The following is a 19,496-nucleotide window of genomic DNA, read 5'->3' on the forward strand; positions in this document are numbered from 1 at the left end:
CGGCGCGCGGAGCCGCGCGGCACGCGAGTTGCTCCTCCTGTGGGTCGTATGCGGATCCTCAGGGACGTCGCCGACCTGGTGCACGCCGTCGTCTCACCGCTCGTGAGACCGGCGCTCCTCGGCTTGCCACTCCTGCTTCTGCTCCTCTTCGCGACCGCCCGCGATACCTGCGCCTGCCAGACCGTGCAGGACATGTACCGTGTCGCCATGCGGGTCGAACTCAGGCAGATCGTGAAGATGCAGGAGTCGCAACGCACCGCGCATGGCTACTTCCTCGACAGTCTCGCGCACGATGGCGACTTCCCGTTCACCCGCGGTGTCGAGTTGCGCTACATGCGCGAGACGGAGACCGGGTTCGACGCCGAGGTCGCGTACGCGAGCCGGTCGCCCAACCGCTGCCGCGTTTCGCATCGATGGGGGCAGGATCCCAAGCCGACCTGCGACTTCCGGCGGTGGTACCAGTACTGGCTGGCGTGACCTGCCGCGCAGCGTCCGTCAGCGCGTGAGTTCGCGCTCGATCCGCGTGTCCGGCACGAGCCAGATGATCGCAACGGCGACGTAGATCAGGTTCGCGACGAGGGGCGCGAGGAACGCCACGGCCACCGCGATGGCGTAGAGCAACAGCGAGAGCATGCCCTTGCGGTCCCGGCCGATCGCCCGCGCGAGCGCCGAATCGGCGCCGTGGTGCCCGAGCAGCGAGCGGACGAGGATCGAGTACGCGAGCCCCGACATCAGCAGGATGATCCCGTAGAACGCCGTCGGCGCGGCGGCGAAGTGGTTCTCGCCGAGGTAGCCCGCGGCGAACGGCACCAGCGAGAGCCAGAAGAGCAGGTGCAGGTTGGCCCAGAGGACGCCCCCGCCGATCCGGTCGGTCGCCTTCATCAGGTGATGATGGTTGTTCCAGTAGATGCCGACATAGACGAAGCTCAGCACGTAGCTCGTGAACACCGGCAGCAGGGGCGTCAGCGCCGCCCAGTCCGCGCCGTGCGGCGGCTTGAGCTCGAGCACCATGATCGTGATGATGATCGCCAGCACGCCATCGCTGAACGCCTCGAGTCGGTTGCTCTCCATCGATCCTCCTCCGGGGTCAGTCCGTGGTCGCGACCGGCAGGTGGCGCCGGAACGGCACGTCGCGCACGGGCTCGCCGAACTCGCGCGCGTAGCGGTGGCCTGCATACACCGCGTGGGCGATGAGGCCGGGGGCGAGCGCATCGCCGATGCACTCCACCGACCGGACGCCCGCTGCCGTCCAATCGTGCTCGCGCGCGAGCAGCGCGGCATGCAGCGCGTCCTGAGGCAGGCGCGCGGTCACGCTCACGAGCGCATCACAGGCGAGCGGCAGGTGCGCCCCCGTCCACGCGTGCTCCAGCGTGACCGAGCCGGCCATCGCTTCACGCACGTTGCTCGACACCACCTGCCGGACACCCAGCGCATGCAGGCGCTTCTGCAGATGGCGGTACTCCAGCGTGTTCGACGACCAGGTCGCCACCGTGTCGTCCGGGGTGACGATCGTGGCGGTGCCGCCGGCGCGCACGACCAGCTCCGCCATCAGGCTGCCCATGTAGAACGCATCGTCGTCGAAGATGACGACCTCGCCGGTCGGGACCCTGCCCGCCATGAGGTCATCGGGCGTGAGGGCTCGTTCGGCGAACCCGGGGATCGCACCGCCGTTCGATCGTCCGAAGCCGTCGCGTCGCCAGACGGCGCCGGTTGCGAGCACCACGTGCGACGCGCCGAACTCCAAGACCTCCGCCTCCGTGATCGGCGACTCGCGATAGACGGTCACTGTTCGCAGTTTCTCGATCTGCGACACGCGCCAGTCGCGCACGCGCATCCACTCGGCGAGCCCCGGCAGCCGTGCCTCACGCAGCACCCGTCCGCCCAGCTCCCGGTCTGCCTCGGAGAGATGCACGTCGAGCCCGCGTTGCCCGAGGGCGCGCGCGGCCTCGAGCCCGGCGGGGCCGGCGCCCACCACCAGCACCCGAGCCTCCTGGCGTCGTGGCGCGATCACCTCGGGATGCCACCCCTTCCGCCACTCCTCGCCCATCGTCGGATTCTGCGTGCAGCGGATGGGCGTGATCGTCATGTCGCCGCTCACGCAGATGTTGCAGCCGATGCACTCGCGGATGTCGTCGAGTCGTCCCTCCTCGATCTTCCGCGGCAGGAACGGGTCGGCGATGCTCGGGCGCGCGGCACCGATGAGGTCCAGCACGCCGCGCCGCACCTGGTCCACCATCGTGTCCGGTGACGTGAAGCGACCGACCCCCACGACGGGCTTGGTGGTGAAGCGCTTCACCCATCCCACGTACGGCTCCTGATGTCCCTCCTTCGCATAGCGCGACGGGATGGAGTCGTTGTACCAGGCGGCCACGTTCACGTCCCACAGGTCGGGGAGTTCGCCGAGCAGGTGGAACACCTCCTGTGCCTCGGCGACCGACATGCCGTCGGCGCCGAGGAGTTCCTCGACCGCGAAGCGCACGGCGACGGCACAGCGGTCCCCGACCGCATCGCGCGTGTCCTCGATCACCTCGCGCAGCAGGCGCGCGCGGTTCTCGAGCGACCCGCCGTACTCATCGGTGCGCTGATTGCGCCGCCGTTGCAGGAAGTGCATGGGCAGCGGCAGATCGTGCGCGGCGTACACATAGATGATGTCGAAGCCGGCGGTGCGCCCGCGGAGGGCGGCCTCGCGGTGCCAGCGCCGGTACTCGCGGATGTCGCGCTTCGTCATCGCCCGCGCCTGATGCGGATGATGGTACTTGAGGGGCTGGTGCGACGGGGCGAGCGCGACCTCGCGCGAGTAGAGGTTGCTCGCCGTGGGGCCGTTGTGCGTGAGCTCGAGCGCGGCGAGCGCGCCATGCCGATGGACCTTCTCGCACATCAGTGCGAGCGCCGGGATGTCCGCATCGTCCCAGAGTCGCGCCTCGACGTACGGCGTGAGGTCGCTGCTCGGATGGATCTCGCATTCCTCGGTGCTCACCACCGCCCAGCCACCTTCGGCCTTCGCCTCACGCATGGCCGCGTGGGCCGCGGGCATCTGGTGCCCCATGCCGTTGCAGTGCGGCACCTGGAAGAAGCGGTTGCGCGCGGTCACCGGCCCGATGCGCACCGGTTCGAAGAGGATGTCGTAGCGAGGGTCGCGCGGCATGGGGGAGAAGATAGGCGCCGCACCGGCGTACCGCTTCCGCCCAGCGCCGTCCCGTCGCACCTTGCATCCGATGGCCAACCCCCTCGTCCTCCCACCGGCGCGCGTCGCGAAGCGCGTGCTCGGCGTCGCGTTCGTCGCAGCGGCGCTCGCCTCCGTGTTCGCGGCCGCGCCCACCGCCGGCACCATCCGCGTGCCGGCCGCCACCGCGTACATCGCGCCCGATCCGGGGTCGGTGCGGTTCCCCCGCAACGGCGAGGTCGCGCCGTTCGCGCGCGCGGGCACGAGCCTGCAGTGGTTCGGCGCGTTCACGAGCGCGGGGACGGTCACAGCCTCGCTGGAACTGCAGGCACCCGCCGGCCAGGAGGTCACCCTGCGGCTCGAGGCGACCGACGAGCCCGCCGATGGCGCGTGGCCGCGCGCCGCGGGAACCGCCCGTGAGATCACGGTCCGCGGGACGGGCGCGGCAGCGCGCGTGTCGGTCGGAGCGCTCCCGGTGGGGGCGCCGGGCTACGTGCGCTTCGCCTTGTCCGTGCGCCAGCCCGCCACGACGCGCGACCTGAAGGTCCTCGCGCTCCTCCTCGAGGGCGCCCCCGCCGACTCGGCACAGTTCAACCTCGTGCCGCGGCGCAACGCGGCGAGCGTGCATCTGCGCTACCCGGTGGACAGTGCCGAGGTGATCACGGGCTTCTACAACGAGATCATCGCCGTCGACGACCCGGTCACGACGTACTACATGGCGACCGGCTTCGCGCGCGGCTACTTCGGCATGCAGGTGAACTCCCCCACCGAGCGACGGATCATCTTCTCGGTCTGGGACGCCGGCAACGGCACCAACGCCGATGACCGCAGCACCGTCGCCGCGGACGACCAGACACAGTTGCTCGGGAAGGGCGACGGGGTCGTGGCCGAGGTGTTCGGCAACGAGGGGACCGGGGGCCACTCGCATCTCGTGTACGACTGGCAGACCGGGTCCACGCAGCGGTTCTTCGTGACGGCGCGACTGCACGGGACGCACACGATCTACTCGGGCTACTGGTTCCACCCCGAGCGACAGCGGTGGATGCTCATCGCCAGCTTCCGCGCGCCGAAGGACGGCCAGGGCCTGCGGCGTCTCTACTCGTTCAGCGAGAACTTCGGCGGCGAGACGGGGCACCTGCGACGGAAGGCGCGCTTCGGGCCGGCGTGGATCCGCCTGGCGAGCGGCGAGTGGCGCGAGCTGACGACGGCGACGTTCAGCCATGACGTGACGGGGCGCGCGGACCGCTTCGACCGAACCATGGGAGTCGAGGACGGCCGCTTCTTCCTCCGCCACGGCGGCTTCGTCTCCGGCGCGACGCCGCCCGGCGCGGCCTTCACGCGTCCCGCGACCGGCGCGCCGCCGGCGATCGACCTGCCGCGCTGATCGACGATCGCCATCCGCTTCCGCCGGGCGACGGGGTGCGCGACCTTCCCCGCATGCCACGCACCCCGAAGCCCCTCCGCCTCGCCGCGGCCATCGCGCTCGTCGCGCTCCTCGCCGCCTTCACGCAGACCGTCCCCGTCGACTGGCCGATGGTCGCCCGCATCCGTGAGGAAGGGCTCCAGCGCTCCAAGGTGATGGAGTACGAGTCGTACATCGTCGATGTCCTCGGCGCGCGTCTCACCATGTCGCGCGACATGCAGCGCGCGCAGGCCTGGGCGCTCGACGAGATGAAGCGCATGGGGCTCGCGAACGTGGCGAGCGAGCCGTACATGGACTACGGCGTCACCTGGGACAACGAATACGTCTCCGCGCATCTGCTCGAACCCGACTACACGCCGCTGACCGCGTACCCGGTCGCGCACACCTCCGGCACCGCCGGCAAGGTGACGGCCGAGGCGACGATCGTCGACCTGCAGACGCGGGACGACCTCGAGGCGGTCCGCGGGACGTTGCGCGGCAAGGCCGTGCTCATCTCCAATCCGGCGGTCATCGACCTTGCGACGCTCACGAACGGCGTCCCGCGCTACACGGAGGAGCAACTCGCCGCCCTCGAGCGCGTCGCGATCGTCCCGGTGCGCCCCGCGCCGGCGCGGGCGATCCGCAACGCGGCGCTCATCACCGCGGTGGAGCGCATGGCCTTCCTCAAGAGCGAGGGGGTGGCGGTCGCGATGCAGACCGACGGCAACCGGCTCGCGATCGTCCCCGGCTACTCGCGCCCCGGCTCGCGCGACGACGGCTGGAGCGCCGAGGGGATGCGTGCCTCGGTGCCGCTCCTCGCAGTGACGCCCGAGCACTACAACCGGATGTACCGCCTCCTCAAGCGTGGCCTTCCCGTGAAGGTGGAGGTGGAGATCCGCAATCGCATCGGCGACCGCGTGGAGCAGGCGGTGAATCTCGTCGGCGAGATCCCCGGCACCGATCCCAAGGCCGGCGTCGTGATGCTCGGGGCGCACTTCGACACCTGGCACGGCAGCCCCAACGCGAGCGACAACTCGTCGGGGACCGCCGTCGCGCTCGAGGCGGTGCGCATCCTGAAAGCGCTCGGGGTCCGGCCCCGCCGCACGATCCGCATCGCCCTCTGGTCTGGCGAGGAGCAGGGGCTCTTCGGCTCTCGCGCCTATGTGCGGCAGCACTTCGGCGACCCGCGCGACCCACGCGTGGGCGTGAAGGCGGATCACGAGTTGCTGTCCGCGTACTTCAACCAGGACTACGGCGCCGGACAGTACCGCGGCATCTACCTGCAAGGGAACGAGGCGGCGCGCGCCATGCTCACCGCGTGGATGGCGCCCTTCCGCGACCTGGGGATGACCACCGTCTCCAACCAGAGCGTGGGCAGCACCGACCACATCCCCTTCGACGACGCGGGACTGCCGGGATTCCAGTTCCTGCAGGACCGCACGCCGGGCACCGCGGGGCACACCAACCTCGACTACCTCGAGGGGATCCAGCCCGAGGACCTCATGAAGAACGCGACGATCATGGCGTCGTATGTCTATCATGCGGCGATGGCGGCGGAGCGCATCCCGCGGAAGGGCCGGCCGTAGCCCGCGCCACGGGCAGGGGAGGGGCGGCGAGGCGACCCGCGACCTACGGCTAGGCGGTGGTCACCGGGCGGGCGAGCCGCTGCGACAGCCGGTGCAGCGGCCACCCCGCCGCGATCAATCCCGTGCCGTAGGCGAGCGGCTCCCAGCCGCTGCCGTAGAGCGCGTAGAGCGCGAAGAGCACGGCGCCCGCCGCGCACAGCACCAGTCCCGGCGTGCGCGCGAGCCGGCCGTCGCCCATGAAACGGATCGCGGCGATGGCGCAGAACAGGTAGAGCACGAGGTTCGTCGCCGTCGCGATCAGCGCGGCGAAGTTGAACGCGGCGACCCCCGCGCGCGAGTTCGCGAGCACGAGCAGCACGCCGGTGATCGCGGCGCCGAGGATGAGGGCGCGCGACGGCACGCCGAGCGAGTTCCGCGCCCCGAACCACGGCGGGAGCGCCCCGCGCGCCGCCATCGCCGCCGGCATCTCCCCGCCGATGAGGATCCAGCCGTTGAGGCAGCCGTAGCAACTCACCACGGCGCAGAAGGCGACGAAGAGGCTCGCGCCGTTCCCCATGAAGCCGCCGATGAAGTCGGCGACCGGCGCCTTGGAGTTCACCACCACATCGAGCGGGAGCATCAACGCGACCGCGCAGGTGGAGAAGATCGTCACGACGCCGCTGAGCGTGGTGCCGATCATCGTCGCGCGCGGGACGGTGACCTCGGGCTTGTCGACCGCGTCGGCCGGGACGGCGGCGCTCTCGAGCCCGAGCATCCCGTAGAAGGTGATGCCGATCGCCGCGAGCGTCGTCGCCGGCGTCACCGGCACCGCGGTCACCGGCGTGACCGCGGCGAAGCCCTGGTCGAACAGCGTCCAGGCCGCGAGCACGATCACCGCCGCGAAGGGCAGCAGCTTGATCACCGACGAGACGAGCTGGATGCGGCCGCCCATCGCGCGGGCATTGCTCCACGTCAGCGCGACGAGCAGCGACAGGCTCGCGACCAGCTCAGCCCCCGGGATCGCTCGCAGCGCCGGGATGAGCCGCGTCAGGTACGAGGTGCCGGTGATGCAGATGGCCGCGTTCGCCGCCCAGATGGAGACGAGGTAGCCCCACGAACCGAGGAAGGCGAGGTCCTTGCCGACGCCCATCTCCATGAAGGCGTGCGCGCCACCGACCGTGGGGAAGCGCGCGGCGAGCTTCGCGAAGACCCACGCGAGGCAGAGCGCCCCGCTGAGGCTGAGGATCCACGCGGTGACGGCGTTCCAGCCGTAGGGCGCGAGCGAGGCCGGCTGCATGAAGATCGCCGCGCCGACGATGTTGCCGACGACGAGTGCCGTCGCGGTCCAGATGCCCATCTTGCGGGCGCGCACCGGCGTCGAGGGGATCGCGCCGGCCGCGGTGCTCATGCGCGCGTCCCGGCGGCGGTCACTTCGGCGAGGCTCGCCTCGAGGATCGTCATCGCCTCGTCCACGTCGCCCGGCGTGATGAGCAGCGGCGGCATGAAGCGCAGCGTGCTCGCGCCGCACGAGAGGAGGAGCAGGCCGTTGTGATAGGCGCGCGTGACGAGGTCGTCGCAGAGCTGGCGCGCGGGCGTCTTGTCCCCCGCGCCGGCGATGAGCTCCATGCCGATGAACAGCCCGTGTCCGCGCACCTCGCCGATGCGAGGCTCGCGCGACTGCCACTCGCGCAGGCGGCGCATGAAGTACGCGCCGACATCGGCGGCGTTCGCCATGTACTCGCGCTCCACGAGGTCGAGCGTCGCGATCGCCGCCGCGCAGCACACGGGATTCCCACCATACGTGTTGCCGTGCGCGCCGCGCTTCCACTGCTCCATGTGGCGCTTCTTCGCGACGACGAGTCCGATCGGCATGCCGGAGCCCAGCCCCTTGGCGAGGGTCATGATGTCGGGGACGACCCCGGTGTGGTGCGCGGCGAACATCTTCCCGGTGCGCCCCACGCCCGACTGGACCTCGTCGAAGATCAGCAGGATGCCATGCCGGTCGCAGAGTGCACGGAGCCCTTGGAGGAAGCCCGGCGGCGGGACCACATAGCCGCCCTCGCCCTGCATCGGCTCGATGAGGATCCCCGCCACCTCCTTCGCCGGCACGTTGTGCGTGAAGAGGACGTGTTCGATGTAGTCGAGCGTCGCCTTCCCCTGATCGTCCCCGACGTAGATCGGCCGATAGTTGTTGGGGTACGGCACGTGTGTCACGCCGGGCATGGTCGGGAAGAAGCCGAGCTGCTGCGTGTACTTGCTGCTCGTGAAGGCGAGCGAGCCCATCGTGCGACCGTGGAAGCCCCCGAGGAAGCCGATGAAGCGCGAACGCCCGGTGACGTAGCGCGCGAGCTTGAGCGCGCCCTCGACCGACTCCGTGCCGGAGTTGCACATGAAGCTGAGCACGGGTTCGTCGCCCATCGGCTTCAGCTCGGCGATGCGCTCGGCGAGCCGCACCTGCTTCTCGTGCCAGTAGTCGCTGGAGATGTGGAGGAAGCCCTGCGCCGCCTCGGTGATCGCTCGCACGACCTCCGGGTGCGAATGCCCCGTGGAGCAGACGGCGATGCCGGCGGCGAAGTCGAGGAATCGGTTGCCGTCGACGTCCCACACCTCGGCGCCCCTGCCGTGCGACATCGCGAAGGGATAGTCGCGCGGGTAGCTCGGCGAGACCACGGCCGCGTCACGCGCGATGAGGGCCTTGGCCTTGGGGCCGGGGAGTTCGGTCTTGATATGCGGGGAGTGCATGCGGGGCGTCCGGGAGAACGGTTGGACCTCGGCGGAAAGGTGGCGCGCCCAGCCGCGCTTCACCAGCAGTCCCGGGGCGCCGAAGCGGGCGCTGGCTCGCCGGCTCAGGGGATGCGCGCGAGATCCAGCGGTCCGCTCTGCTGGAGGCGCACCGCATAGCCCATGTCGAACAGTCGCCCCAGGGTGGTCCGTCCGATCACCGCCGCATTGGTCCCCGTCTCGCCGTCCATGATGTCCCCCCGCAAGCCGATCCAGTGTGCCCGCTGATCGTACGAGAGGACGCCGTTTCGCCCGTGGTCGTGGCGGAATCCGATGAGCATGGCCGGACTTGCGAGCTGACCACCCGGGGGGACGGTCAGGTCGGCCACCAGCCCGAGCGCATGCCCGAACTCGTGCAGGAAGATCCGGTCCCACCAGGCGTCGTCGATGACGGCGTTCACCGGGTCGGTGCTCACGAGGATGAATGAGAGTGCGGGGATGCCGACGGCGCGCCGGACGCACACGCTGGAGCCCGCGGCCACGGACATCGGTGACGTCATGATGAGGACGCGCAGGCGTCGCGCCTCGTCGCGGATGTCGGTCGGCCACGTCACGCCAGAGCCGCACGTGCCGCCCGGAACGTCGAGCGAAACGGTCGTGAGCGAGTCGTGCAGGAGCTCTGCCCAACGCCGCGCCGCGCGTCGAGCGTTGCGACGGCGCGCTTCAGGGACGCTGGGTGCGAACTCGAGGTCGAACACCTCCGCCGGCGCCGTCTCGAGCGCCCGGTGCACCCAGACCGAGTCGGCGAAGGAGTCGGTGCGCGCGACGATGCGGGCGTATCCCTCGCCGGTGGATCGCACCTGACCCAGCGCGTCGACGGTCGCGACCTCGGGATCGGAGCTTGCGAACGCCGCGCCCGCGATCGTGGTGCGGCTGCCGTCGGTCGGATCGATCCGAACGAACGTGAACCGCGCCGAGTCGCCGGCGGCGAGCCGCACGATGCCACGGGGTTCCAGTTGCCCGTACGGCAGCGGCGGCGAAGGCGCGTCGAGTCTCGTCGGCGCGTCGCACGCCACGAGCAGGATCACGGTCGTCGCGAGACCGATACGGACGGGCGAGGATCCCGACGCAGCGCGCATCGCGTACGGTATGACCGCTCGCGCTCGGCGCGTGCGGGCGCCGGGCCGACCAGCACAGGGCGCGGGACGAACCGTCCTTCGGTCGGATCCGTCGATCGCGTCAGAGCGTCAGTCGCACCGACACCGCGTGCGCGGCCTTCGTGCGCGCCTGCAGGTCCCGCAGCACGCGCAGTTCCTCGTCGGTCGGCCGCGCGATCGTCCCCACCGCCGCCGCCGCTCGCAGCGGCCACCCGCACGCCGCCCGCGCCTGCTCCACCGTCGTCCCTTCATAGGTCGCGGTCACCACCAGCTCGCCCGACGCGGCCTCCGGCTCCATCACGCACAGGTCGGTGATGAGCGCCCGCGTCCGGCCCTTGCTCGTCCTGAAGTCCAGCCGCTCGACGAACGTCCGCGCCGACTGCTTCATCACGACGTACACCGACTTCGCATGCGCCGCGATCTCCGGAGCGCCACCCGATCCCGGCAGGCGGACCGTCGGCGCATCGTACGACCCGATGACGGTGCTGTTGAGGTCGCCGAAGCGATCGACCTGCGCCGCGCCGAGGAAGCCGACGTCCACGCGCCCGCGCTGCAGGTAGTGCGTGAAGATCTCGGGCAACGGGATCACGCTCCGCGCCGTCTCGGCGAGCTCGCCGTCGCCGATGGAGAGCGGCAGCACCGTCGGCCGCGTCCCCACGGTGCCGCTCTCGTAGATGAGCACGAGGTCCGGCGCGTGCGTGAGGCGCGCGAGGTTGCACGCCGCGCTCGGCAGGCCGATCCCCACGAAGCAGACGGCCCCGTTCCCGAGCCGCCGCGCGGCGGCGATGGTCATCATCTCGTCGGGCGTGTAGGCGCTCATCCCGCCACCCCCACGCTCCGCAGGAACTCGGCATGCGTCGCCGTGCCCAGCACGTGTCGCGTCATCCAGGCGGTGAAGGTGTCGCGCGACCGCGCGATCTCGTCCCACGCCTGGTAGAAGGCGTTGTCCCGCGCGTAGTGCCCGAGCGCATACGACGGATACGCCCCGCCGCGGACCTCGGCCACCGCGGCCACCTGCCAGCCGGGGATCACGAACGCGTTCATCGGCGCGTCGAGCGTCTCCACCACTCGCTCGACCGTGACGACGAGCGTGCGCGCCGCCATCGCCGCCTCGCGGCTCGCGCCGACGATCCCGCGGAGCAGCACGTTCCCCTCGCGGTCCGCTGCCTGCGCATGGAGGATCGTCACGTCGGGCGTGAGCGCGGGGAGCGCCGTGAGCACCTCGCCGGTGAAGGGGCAGGTGACCGACTTGATGTGCGTCGCGTTGGCCGCCGGGAGGTCGGTGCCGGTGTAGCCGCGCAGCGTGCCGAACGGCAGGCCGGCCGCGCCGGCGCTGTAGCGCACCGCCATCCCGGCATGGCTGTGCTCGTCGATCGCGAGCGCGTGTGGCCACGCGTGCTCGATCGCATCACGCAGGCGATGCAGCGACCCGACGCCGGGATTCCCGCCCCACGAGAAGGTCAGCGCCTTCGCGCATCCCATGCCGATCATCTGGTCGTAGATGAGGTCGGGGGTCATGCGAACGAGCGTGAGGTCGCGGCGCCCCTGCCGGATGATCTCGTGTCCGGCCGCGAAGGGGATGAGGTGCGTGAAGCCCTCGAGCGCGACCGTCATCCCATCCTGCACGTGCCGGGCGATCGCCTCGCGCAACGGGACCAGCGCCGCCGTCACGCGGGATCCTGCGGTGCCGGGTGCAGGTACTGCGCCAGCTCCGCATGCAACGACAGCACCGGCGGCGGATACTCGCGCTTGGTGGTGTTGGCGACCGAGGTCAGGAACGTGGCGACCTCGCCCGCGTCGCCGTGCACCTCGACGGTGGGCGTGCCGGGCAGCTCGGCGATCGTCGCCACCGCGCGGTCCGGCATGCGGTAGCGACGCAGCATGATCACGGGAAGCAGCACCTCGCTCGACCAGCAGGGGTGCTCGTTGGTCGGCACCTCCGCGAGCGTGGGCGCCACGAAGTTGCCCGCGCCGTGGCCACCCTCGTGGAGCACGTGCCCGCCGAAGAGGACCCGCGCGCCGTACGCGTGCAGCTTGTGCGTCACCGTGCGGAAGTCGGCGTAGTCCTCGGCCGCGGGGATCGGCCCCATGTCGGTGTCGGGGAGCAGCGGGTCGCCGATGCGGACCCGCGCGGCCGCGGCGGTCAGGCGCTCGATGAGCGCGTCGGCGATGTCCTGATGAACGAAGAGATGCGTCGGCGCGTGCGCCCGGTCCTCGCCGAGGCCGAACGCGGCGATCGTGATCCGTCGCGCCGCGGCATCGAGGTCGGCGTGTGCGGTGACGATGTGCACCGCGGTGCTGTTGAGCCGGGCCACGATCGGCCGCGGCGGATGCGAGACGTGCATGATCGTCGTCAGTCGTTCTCCGGCCCGGCGCGCCCCGGCGTACGTCGTGCCGTCGATGCGCGGGTCGTTGAACATCGCGTCGCCCATGTCCTCGGGCGCGCCGGAGATCAGGTTGAACACGCCCTTGGGCACGCCGCACGCGCGGAGCATCTCGGCGAGGAGTCGCGCCGAGAACGGCGTCTCCTCGGCGGTCTTGAGCACGACGGTGTTCCCGGCGAGCAGTGCGGCCGCGACAGGCCCGGCGGCCAGCCCGAACGGATGGTAGGACGGGGAGAAGACGGTCCACACCCCGTGCGGCACCATCGGACGCGGCGGCGCACTGGGCGTGCGACCCGGCGCGAGGAACCCGTGGCTCGCCCATTCGTCGCAGTAGGCGGTGATCACCTCGGCGGCCCCCCACACCTCCTCGATCGCGGCGCGACGCGTCTTCCCCGACTCGAGCGCCACGATCACCGCGAGTTCGAACGCGCGGGCCTCGATCTTGCCCAGCAGGCGGCGGACGACGCCGCGCCGCTCCGACTCGGCGGTCGCTGCCCAGGCGGGGAACGCGGCCGAGGCCGCGGCGATGGCGAGATCCACCTCGTACTCGGTCGCGGCGGCGAAGTGGCCGAGCACGAGCCCGCGGTCGCTCGGCGAGTGCTTCGTGCGGGCGCGGTGCGTCTCGACGTCCTCGCCGCCGATCATCAGGCCGTAGCTGCTGCCGAAGCGCTTCCGCACGTCGGCGAGCGCCGCGTCGAACTTCGCATTCTCCGCCGCCGAGAGCGGCCGGACGAAGGCGTCGGACGATGCATCAGGGGTCATGCGGCCTCCGCGGACGGGAAGTGGCGGGCGAGCAGGCGGTCGAGCAGCGCGAGCGCGTCGGCGAGGTCGCGCTCGGCGATGACGAACGGGGGGGCGAGGAGGAGGAGATTCCCTCGTGTGGCGAACGCGACCCCTGCCTCGAGACCCTCGCGTACGAGTGCCGCGAGCGGGGCGGGCGCGCCCGGCCACGGGGCGTGCGGCGCGCGCGTCGCCCGGTCCTGCACGAGCTCGACGACCGCGAAGAGGCCCCGCCCGCCGCGGACGTCGCCGATCACCGCGTGCCGCCGCTGCAGCGCCCGCAACGACTCGAACATCGTGCGTCCCAAGGCGCGCGAGCGCGCGATGAGCCCTTCGTCCTCGTACGCCTGCACGGCGGCGACCCCTGCGGCGCACGAGAGCGGATGGCCGCAGTACGTGAGCCCGGTGTAGAGCATCTCGTGCTCGAGTGCCCGCGCGACGTCGGCCGAGAGCACGACCGCCCCGAGCGGGAGGTGCGCGCCGGTGAGTCCCTTGGCGAGCGTCATGAGGTCCGGTCGGCCCGCTTCCCCATGGCGCTGCCAGGCGAACCACTCGCCCACGCGCCCGAAGCCGCTCATCACCTCGTCCGCGATGAGGAGCGCGCCGTGCGCGCGGGTGACGGCGCGCAACGCCGGCCAGTACGAGTCCGGCGGCACGATGCCGTTGGTGCCCGAGTCCGGCTCCATGAGCACCGCGGCGACCTCGTGCGCGCCCTCGCGCGCGATCAGCTCGCCCACGTGCGCCGCCGCGGCGTGCCCGCACGCATCGTCGTCGTGGGTGCCGAAGGGGCAACGGTAGGCATAGGGCGGCAGCGCATGGATCACGCGATGCGCCGCCGGATCGGCGAGGGCCCGCGTCCGCGTATCGCCGGAGAGCGCCATCGTCGCGTAGCTGGCGCCGTGATAGGAGCGATCGCGGGCGATCACGAGCCCGTGCGGTCGCCCGCGGACCTGTCGTGCGAACTTCACCGCGTGCTCGTTGGCGTCGGCGCCACCGAGCGTGAAGAAGATGCGGCCGCCCGCGAAGCCGCTCTTCTCGAGGAGCAGTTCGGCAAGGCGCGCGCGTGGCTCGGAGCCCCACGCATTGGCGATGTAGCAGAGGCGATCCGCCTGCGCCTTGATCGCCGCCACGACGCGCGGATGCTGGTGCCCCAGATGGCAGCATTCCGACTGGCTGCTCAGGTCGAGGATCCGCCGCCCATCGGCGGTGATGAAGTGCGCGCCCTCGCCCCCGACGACGGTCGGCGCGTCCCACCGGTCCTGCACCGTCCAGCTGTGGAGGACCGTCTCGCGTTCGGGGAGACGGGAGTGCATGCCGAGAATATACGGCGCGTCGTGCGGGCGGCCATGTTGTCCCGTCGCGCAGCGACGGTGCGCGCGCGTTGCGGGGGCATCCCGGCCCGCCTAGCTTGGCCCGATGCCCTGCGCCGCCCCCCGCTGATGACCACCCGGATCGCGCTCACCCGCGCCATCTCGCCCCGCCTGGCGGAGTGCGAACTCACGCACCTCGACCGGACGCCGATCAGCGTCCCGCGCGCCGAGGCGCAGCACGAGGCGTACGAGGCGACGCTGCGCGCGCTCGGCTGCGACGTGCGCCGGGTGGAGCCCGCGCCGGAGCACGCCGACTCGGTCTTCATCGAGGACACCGCGGTGGTGTTCGACGAGGTCGCGGTGATCACGCGCCCCGGGGCAGAGTCGCGGCGCGCCGAGACCGACGCGGTGGCGGGCGCGCTGGCCGGCCTGCGTCCGCTGGCGCGGATCGTCGCGCCGGGGACGCTCGATGGCGGGGACGTGCTCGTGGTCGGCCGCCGCGTGTTCGTGGGGCGCACGGGGCGCACCAACGACGAGGGGATCGGCCAGATGCAGGCGGCACTCGCGCCGCACGGCTACACCGTGACCGCGGTGGACGTGACCGGTTGCCTGCACCTCAAGACCGCGGTGACGGCGATAGATGACACGACCGTGCTCGTGAACCCGGCGTGGGTCGACGCGGCGGCCTTCGCGCCGGCGGCGGTGATCATGGTGGATCCGACGGAGCCGATGGGGGCCAACGTGCTGCGGATCGGCGAGCGGCTCCTGTACGGTGCCGACCATCCGCGCACCCTTGCGCGCCTGCGCGCCCACGGCGCCGACGTGACGACGGTCGAGGCATCGGAGCTGGCGAAGGCCGAGGGCGCGGTGACCTGCTGCTCGCTGGTATTGCGCGCGTGAGATCGGTCCTGCGCGCGGTCTGCGCCGCGCTGTTCGCCGGGACCGGTCTCGCTGCGCAGGGGCCTGCGGGCGCGCCGGGGACCACGCCGGAATTGTCGGCAGCGCGGATCCCGAACGGGTCGCCTGGCCCCGCGCTCGACGGCCGGCTCGACGACGCGGCCTGGCGTCTCGCCACGCCCATCGACGACCTGCGCCAGCGCGAACCCCTCGAGGGCGTCGCGGCGACGGAGCGCACCGAGGTGCGCGTCGTGTACGACGCACTCACGCTCTATGTGGCGGTGCACGCCTACGATTCCGATCCCGCGGCGGTCGTGGCGCGCATGCTCGAGCGCGACAGGGTCATGTCCGCCGACTTCGACGGCACGCCGCAGTTCGCCGGCGACGACGCCGTGGCGCTGCTCTTCGACGGGATGCACGACCATCGCAACGCGATGGTGCTCGCGACGAACGCGAACGGCGCCGAGTTCGATGCATTGCTCACCGACGAGGGACGCGAGTTCAACGTCGACTGGCGCGGCATCTGGCGCGTCGCGGCGACGCGCACGGCCGACGGATGGACGGCGGAGTTCGCGATCCCCTTCCGCTCGCTGCGCTACCGACCGGGCGAGCCGGAGTGGGGCTTCAACATCTACCGGATGATCCGCCGGAAGAACGAGGAGGTCCTCTGGCGGGGATGGACGCGCGCGGGCGGCGGCTTCGCCCGCGTCTCGCTCGCCGGCCATCTGCAGGGTCTCGAGGGGCTCCCGAAACCGGGCGGCAACGTCGAGCTGCGGCCGTACGTGCTCCTCGGCAACGACACCGAACGGGACTCGCTCTCCGGCGCGTTCGGCGACACGCCGCGGCGCGGCGTGGGCGGCGAGCTGAAGGCGCAGGTCACGGGCGGTCTCGTCCTCGACGCGACCGTCAACACCGACTTCGCGCAGGTCGAGGCCGACAACGTCCAGGTGAACCTCACGCGCTTCTCCCTCTTCTTCCCCGAGAAGCGTGAGTTCTTCCTCGAGAACGCCGGCGTCTTCGAGTTCGGCGCGCGCGAGCTCTTCGGCCCGCCGCCCTTCCTCATGTTCTTCTCGCGGCAGATCGGCATCGCCGAGGACGGGCCCGTGCCGGTGCTCGGCGGCGCGCGCCTCACCGGGCGCGTGGGGGACCAGACCGTCGGTCTCCTCACCATGATGACCGACTCGGCCTTCGACCAGGGGCGCACGACCTACAACGTCCTGCGCGCCAAGCGCGACATCGGCGGCAACAATTACATCGGCGGGATGCTCACCGACCGACGGATGGGTTCCGATTACAACACGGTCGGCGGCGTGGACTTCAGCTTCTGGCCCACGCAGGCGCTCAACCTGCAAGGGTTCGCGGCGCAGACGACCACCTTCGGTCCCGGCGGGGACGGCGGTGCCCAGCGCCTCGCGGCCAGCACCAACACGGGGCGCTACGGCTTCAACCTGCAGCACCTGCGGATCGACCCCGAGGCGGACGCGCAGCTCGGCTTCATCACGCGCACGGGCATCCAGCAGACGGGCGGCAACACGCGTGTCACCTGGCGCCCCACCGCGCTCGGGCTGCGCAACGTGAACTGGCTCACCTTCGGCGACTACATCGCGCGCACGGACGCGGTGCTGCAGGACTGGCGCTTCGCCAACGCGATCGACCTCGTCTTCCGGAGCGGCGAGAACATCACCGTCTACCGACGGCAGGGCTTCACGCGGATCGACGAGGAGTTCGACCTCGCGGACTCGCTGGCCGTGCCCGCGGGCGACTATGACGACAACGTCACCGGCTTCTTCGTGATCAGCGACCCCGGGCTCCCGGTGACCTTCAACGTCGACGGGGAACGAAACGAGACGTTCGGCGGCACGCTCAGCCGGATCACGACCGGTGTCACCGCTCGCGCGGGGCGGCACCTCGGGGTCAACCTCAGCGCCACGCGCAGCTGGGTGGACGTCCCCTCGGGGGCGCTCGTCGCCGACCTCTTCTCCACCCGCGTGAGCTGGGCGTTCACGACGCAGATGTTCCTCAATGCGCTCGTGCAGTACAGCGGGCTCGATCGCGACGTCTCGGCGAACATCCGCTTCCAGTACATCTTCAAGCCGGGCAGCGACCTCTTCCTCGTGCTCAACGAGTCGCGCGGCGACCCGACGTCACTCTCGCGCCTGCAGGCGCGGGGCCTGCGACTCAAAGTGACCTACCTGCGGCGGCTCTGACGTGGAACACCAGGGGATCGACGGCATCATCGAGATGGCGCAGGACGGGCGTACCACCGAGGCCCTCGCGGCGCTCGACCTCGTGCTGGCCGAGGTGAACGACGAACCGCGGTTGCACGCGCTGCGCGCCTTCCTCCTCCTCGAGGCTGGCCGATTCGCCGACGCGCAGCGCGCGGCCGAGCTCGCGCACGCGCTCGACGACGAGGACCACCTGCCGCTGCTGGCACTCGCGCGGGTGGCGCTCGCGGCGGGTGAGCCGACCGAGGCGATCGCCCGAGCACGCGCCGCCCATGCGCTCGCGCCGGACGACCACGAGCCGGTCGTGATCGAGGCGCGGGCCCGCGCGCTGCTCGGCCAATGGGACGAGGTCATCGCCCGCGCCGAGTACGTGCTCGCGGAGGATCCGCACAACGCCGAAGCGGCCTTTCTCCGGATCGCCGCGCTCGAGTCCCGCGCCAAGGGCTCGGCGCGGCTCGATCCGGCCGAGTGGGACCAGCTCGCCGAGCGTTTCCCGCACATCGCGACGGCGCGCGCGGGTCGCGCGTGGACCTTGCTGCACCGCGGCCGGGCGCGGCAGGCGGAGCACGAGTTCCGCGATGCGCTCGCGCTCGACCCGTCCGATCCGTGGGCCAAGGAGGGACTCGTCCTCGCGCTCAAGGCACGGTACCCGGGCTACACGCTGCTGCTGCGGTTCTTCTTCTGGCTGCAGTCGCTCCCGCCAGGGACCCAGACGGCGGTGCTGATCGGCGGCGTGCTCGGCACGCGGGTGCTGCGCGGCGTCGCGCAGGCCGATCCGTCACTCGCGCCGTTCATCACGCCGGTCATCTGGCTCTACTTCGGCTTCGTCCTCCTCACCTGGCTCGCGGACCCGCTGCTCAATCTCGCCCTGCTCACCAAGGCGGAGGGCCGCCGGCTCATCGGCGGCGACGAGCGACGCGGCGCGCTCGCCGTGGGGGCGACCCTCGGCGTCGCGCTCCTCCTCGGTGCGACCGGACTGCTCGCGCCGTGGGGCGCCGCGCTCGGGGCAGCGGCCGCGGTAGGGCTGACGAGCCTGACGACCGCCGCGGGGTTCGCGTGCGCGCCGGGGACGCAGCGGCGTGGCCTGCTGATCGCCTCCGGTCTGTTCGCCACGCTCGGCGTCGCCTCGCTGGCGTTCCCCGGCGACACGGGAGCACTGTTCGTCGGCGTCGCGGTCATCGGCGTCGTGATCGGGACCTGGGTGTCGCGACCGCTCATCCGGCGGAGTCACGAACGGCATCGCTGAGCCACGCGCGCCGGCGCGCCATCGCCGGATCCGGATCGGAGGCTGCGTGGAGGGAGCGCGAATGGAGTCGATGGGACAGGACTGGTCGGCCGCGTTGATCGCGCTGCTCGCGCGCTACGACGAACCGCACCGGCGCTATCACACACGCCAGCATCTGGATGAATGCCTGGCGCGCCTCGCGGCGGTCCGCGCCCGCGCCGAGCGGGCCGACGAGGTCGAACTCGCGCTGCTGTACCACGACGCCGTCTACGACCCGCTCGCCGCCGACAACGAGGCGCGCAGCGCCGACCTCGCCGAGGAGGCGATGCGCGCGCACGCGGTCCCCGCCGACGCGATCGCGCGCGTGCGCGCCCTCATCCTCGCCACGCGCCACGTGGAGCCGCCGGCGACGCCGGATGAGGCGCTGCTCGTCGACGTCGATCTGGGCATCCTCGCGGCGGCGCAGGCGCGGTTCGACGAGTACGAACGACAGGTGCGCGAGGAGTACGCATGGGTCCCCGGTCCGCTGTTCCGGCGCAAGCGACGCGCCGTGCTGGAGGCGTTCCTCGCCCGTCCGCGCATCTATGTGAGCGGGGCGTTCGATCACGATGAGCAGCTGGCGCGCGAGAACCTCGCGCGGTCGCTCTCGCGACTCTGATCCGTTCGT

General features: G+C 71.5%; 16 protein-coding genes. 7 read left to right on the top strand and 9 right to left on the bottom strand.

The window, feature by feature from the left end:
- The first annotated feature begins 48 nt into the window (after positions 1 to 48).
- Positions 49 to 477 carry a hypothetical protein gene (locus tag IPJ78_11920; protein ID MBK7907257.1) on the top strand — a complete coding sequence of 143 codons (429 nt, stop codon included), beginning with the start codon at positions 49 to 51 and terminating at the stop codon, positions 475 to 477.
- An 18-nt stretch (positions 478 to 495) separates the two neighbouring features.
- Here the strand turns inward: IPJ78_11920 and IPJ78_11925 are convergent, their stop codons facing one another.
- Positions 496 to 1,071, bottom strand: a complete 576-nt coding sequence (locus IPJ78_11925) for a DUF1211 domain-containing protein (protein ID MBK7907258.1) — start codon at positions 1,069 to 1,071, stop codon at positions 496 to 498.
- A 16-nt stretch (positions 1,072 to 1,087) separates the two neighbouring features.
- A complete protein-coding gene (locus IPJ78_11930; protein MBK7907259.1) occupies positions 1,088 to 3,145 on the bottom strand; it encodes an FAD-dependent oxidoreductase in 2,058 nt (685 codons plus the stop codon).
- Between the two features lie 70 nt (positions 3,146 to 3,215).
- Here IPJ78_11930 and IPJ78_11935 point away from each other — a divergent pair, with 70 nt between their 5' ends.
- Together IPJ78_11935 and IPJ78_11940 are read left to right on the top strand one after the other, a co-directional pair.
- Positions 3,216 to 4,547, top strand: a complete 1,332-nt coding sequence (locus IPJ78_11935) for a DUF3472 domain-containing protein (protein ID MBK7907260.1) — start codon at positions 3,216 to 3,218, stop codon at positions 4,545 to 4,547.
- 53 nt (positions 4,548 to 4,600) lie between these two features.
- Positions 4,601 to 6,151 carry a M20/M25/M40 family metallo-hydrolase gene (locus IPJ78_11940; GenBank protein ID MBK7907261.1) on the top strand — a complete coding sequence of 517 codons (1,551 nt, stop codon included), beginning with the start codon at positions 4,601 to 4,603 and terminating at the stop codon, positions 6,149 to 6,151.
- 49 nt (positions 6,152 to 6,200) lie between these two features.
- On the opposite strand, the gene IPJ78_11945 is transcribed toward IPJ78_11940, so the two are convergent.
- The 7 genes from IPJ78_11945 to IPJ78_11975 form a co-directional block, all read right to left on the bottom strand.
- Positions 6,201 to 7,538, bottom strand: coding sequence for an amino acid permease (locus IPJ78_11945; GenBank protein MBK7907262.1), 1,338 nt, complete (start codon positions 7,536 to 7,538; stop codon positions 6,201 to 6,203).
- Positions 7,535 to 8,872, bottom strand: a complete 1,338-nt coding sequence (locus tag IPJ78_11950; GenBank protein ID MBK7907263.1) for an acetyl ornithine aminotransferase family protein — start codon at positions 8,870 to 8,872, stop codon at positions 7,535 to 7,537. Before IPJ78_11950 ends, IPJ78_11945 begins: the two co-directional genes overlap by 4 nt.
- 104 nt (positions 8,873 to 8,976) lie before the next feature.
- Positions 8,977 to 9,990 (bottom strand): hypothetical protein, encoded by a 1,014-nt coding sequence (locus IPJ78_11955; GenBank protein ID MBK7907264.1) that lies wholly within the window; start codon positions 9,988 to 9,990, stop codon positions 8,977 to 8,979.
- A 100-nt stretch (positions 9,991 to 10,090) separates the two neighbouring features.
- Positions 10,091 to 10,828: a CoA-transferase subunit beta gene (locus IPJ78_11960; GenBank protein ID MBK7907265.1), complete on the bottom strand. Its 738-nt coding sequence runs from the start codon at positions 10,826 to 10,828 to the stop codon at positions 10,091 to 10,093.
- Entirely contained in the window at positions 10,825 to 11,622 is a 798-nt protein-coding gene (locus tag IPJ78_11965; GenBank protein ID MBK7907266.1) for a CoA transferase subunit A, read from the bottom strand. The genes IPJ78_11960 and IPJ78_11965 overlap by 4 nt, the downstream gene beginning before the upstream one ends.
- Before the next feature lie 53 nt (positions 11,623 to 11,675).
- The gene (locus IPJ78_11970; protein ID MBK7907267.1) at positions 11,676 to 13,154 is read right to left on the bottom strand and encodes an aldehyde dehydrogenase family protein; all 1,479 of its coding nucleotides are present in this window, start codon (positions 13,152 to 13,154) and stop codon (positions 11,676 to 11,678) included.
- A complete protein-coding gene (locus IPJ78_11975; GenBank protein ID MBK7907268.1) occupies positions 13,151 to 14,485 on the bottom strand; it encodes an aminotransferase class III-fold pyridoxal phosphate-dependent enzyme in 1,335 nt (444 codons plus the stop codon). The genes IPJ78_11970 and IPJ78_11975 overlap by 4 nt, the downstream gene beginning before the upstream one ends.
- A gap of 126 nt (positions 14,486 to 14,611) precedes the next feature.
- Here IPJ78_11975 and IPJ78_11980 point away from each other — a divergent pair, with 126 nt between their 5' ends.
- From IPJ78_11980 to IPJ78_11995, 4 genes are read left to right on the top strand one after another with little or no spacing between them, the layout of a single operon-like run.
- Positions 14,612 to 15,382 carry a dimethylargininase gene (locus IPJ78_11980; GenBank protein MBK7907269.1) on the top strand — a complete coding sequence of 257 codons (771 nt, stop codon included), beginning with the start codon at positions 14,612 to 14,614 and terminating at the stop codon, positions 15,380 to 15,382.
- Positions 15,379 to 17,586, top strand: a complete 2,208-nt coding sequence (locus tag IPJ78_11985) for a carbohydrate binding family 9 domain-containing protein (protein MBK7907270.1) — start codon at positions 15,379 to 15,381, stop codon at positions 17,584 to 17,586. The genes IPJ78_11980 and IPJ78_11985 overlap by 4 nt, the downstream gene beginning before the upstream one ends.
- Before the next feature lies 1 nt (position 17,587).
- The gene (locus IPJ78_11990) at positions 17,588 to 18,850 is read left to right on the top strand and encodes a hypothetical protein (protein MBK7907271.1); all 1,263 of its coding nucleotides are present in this window, start codon (positions 17,588 to 17,590) and stop codon (positions 18,848 to 18,850) included.
- Between the two features lie 46 nt (positions 18,851 to 18,896).
- A complete protein-coding gene (locus tag IPJ78_11995) occupies positions 18,897 to 19,487 on the top strand; it encodes an N-methyl-D-aspartate receptor NMDAR2C subunit (protein ID MBK7907272.1) in 591 nt (196 codons plus the stop codon).
- Positions 19,488 to 19,496: the final 9 nt, after the last annotated feature.

Source organism: Gemmatimonadota bacterium, assembly GCA_016714015.1.
Classification (GTDB): Bacteria; Gemmatimonadota; Gemmatimonadetes; order Gemmatimonadales; family Gemmatimonadaceae; genus Pseudogemmatithrix.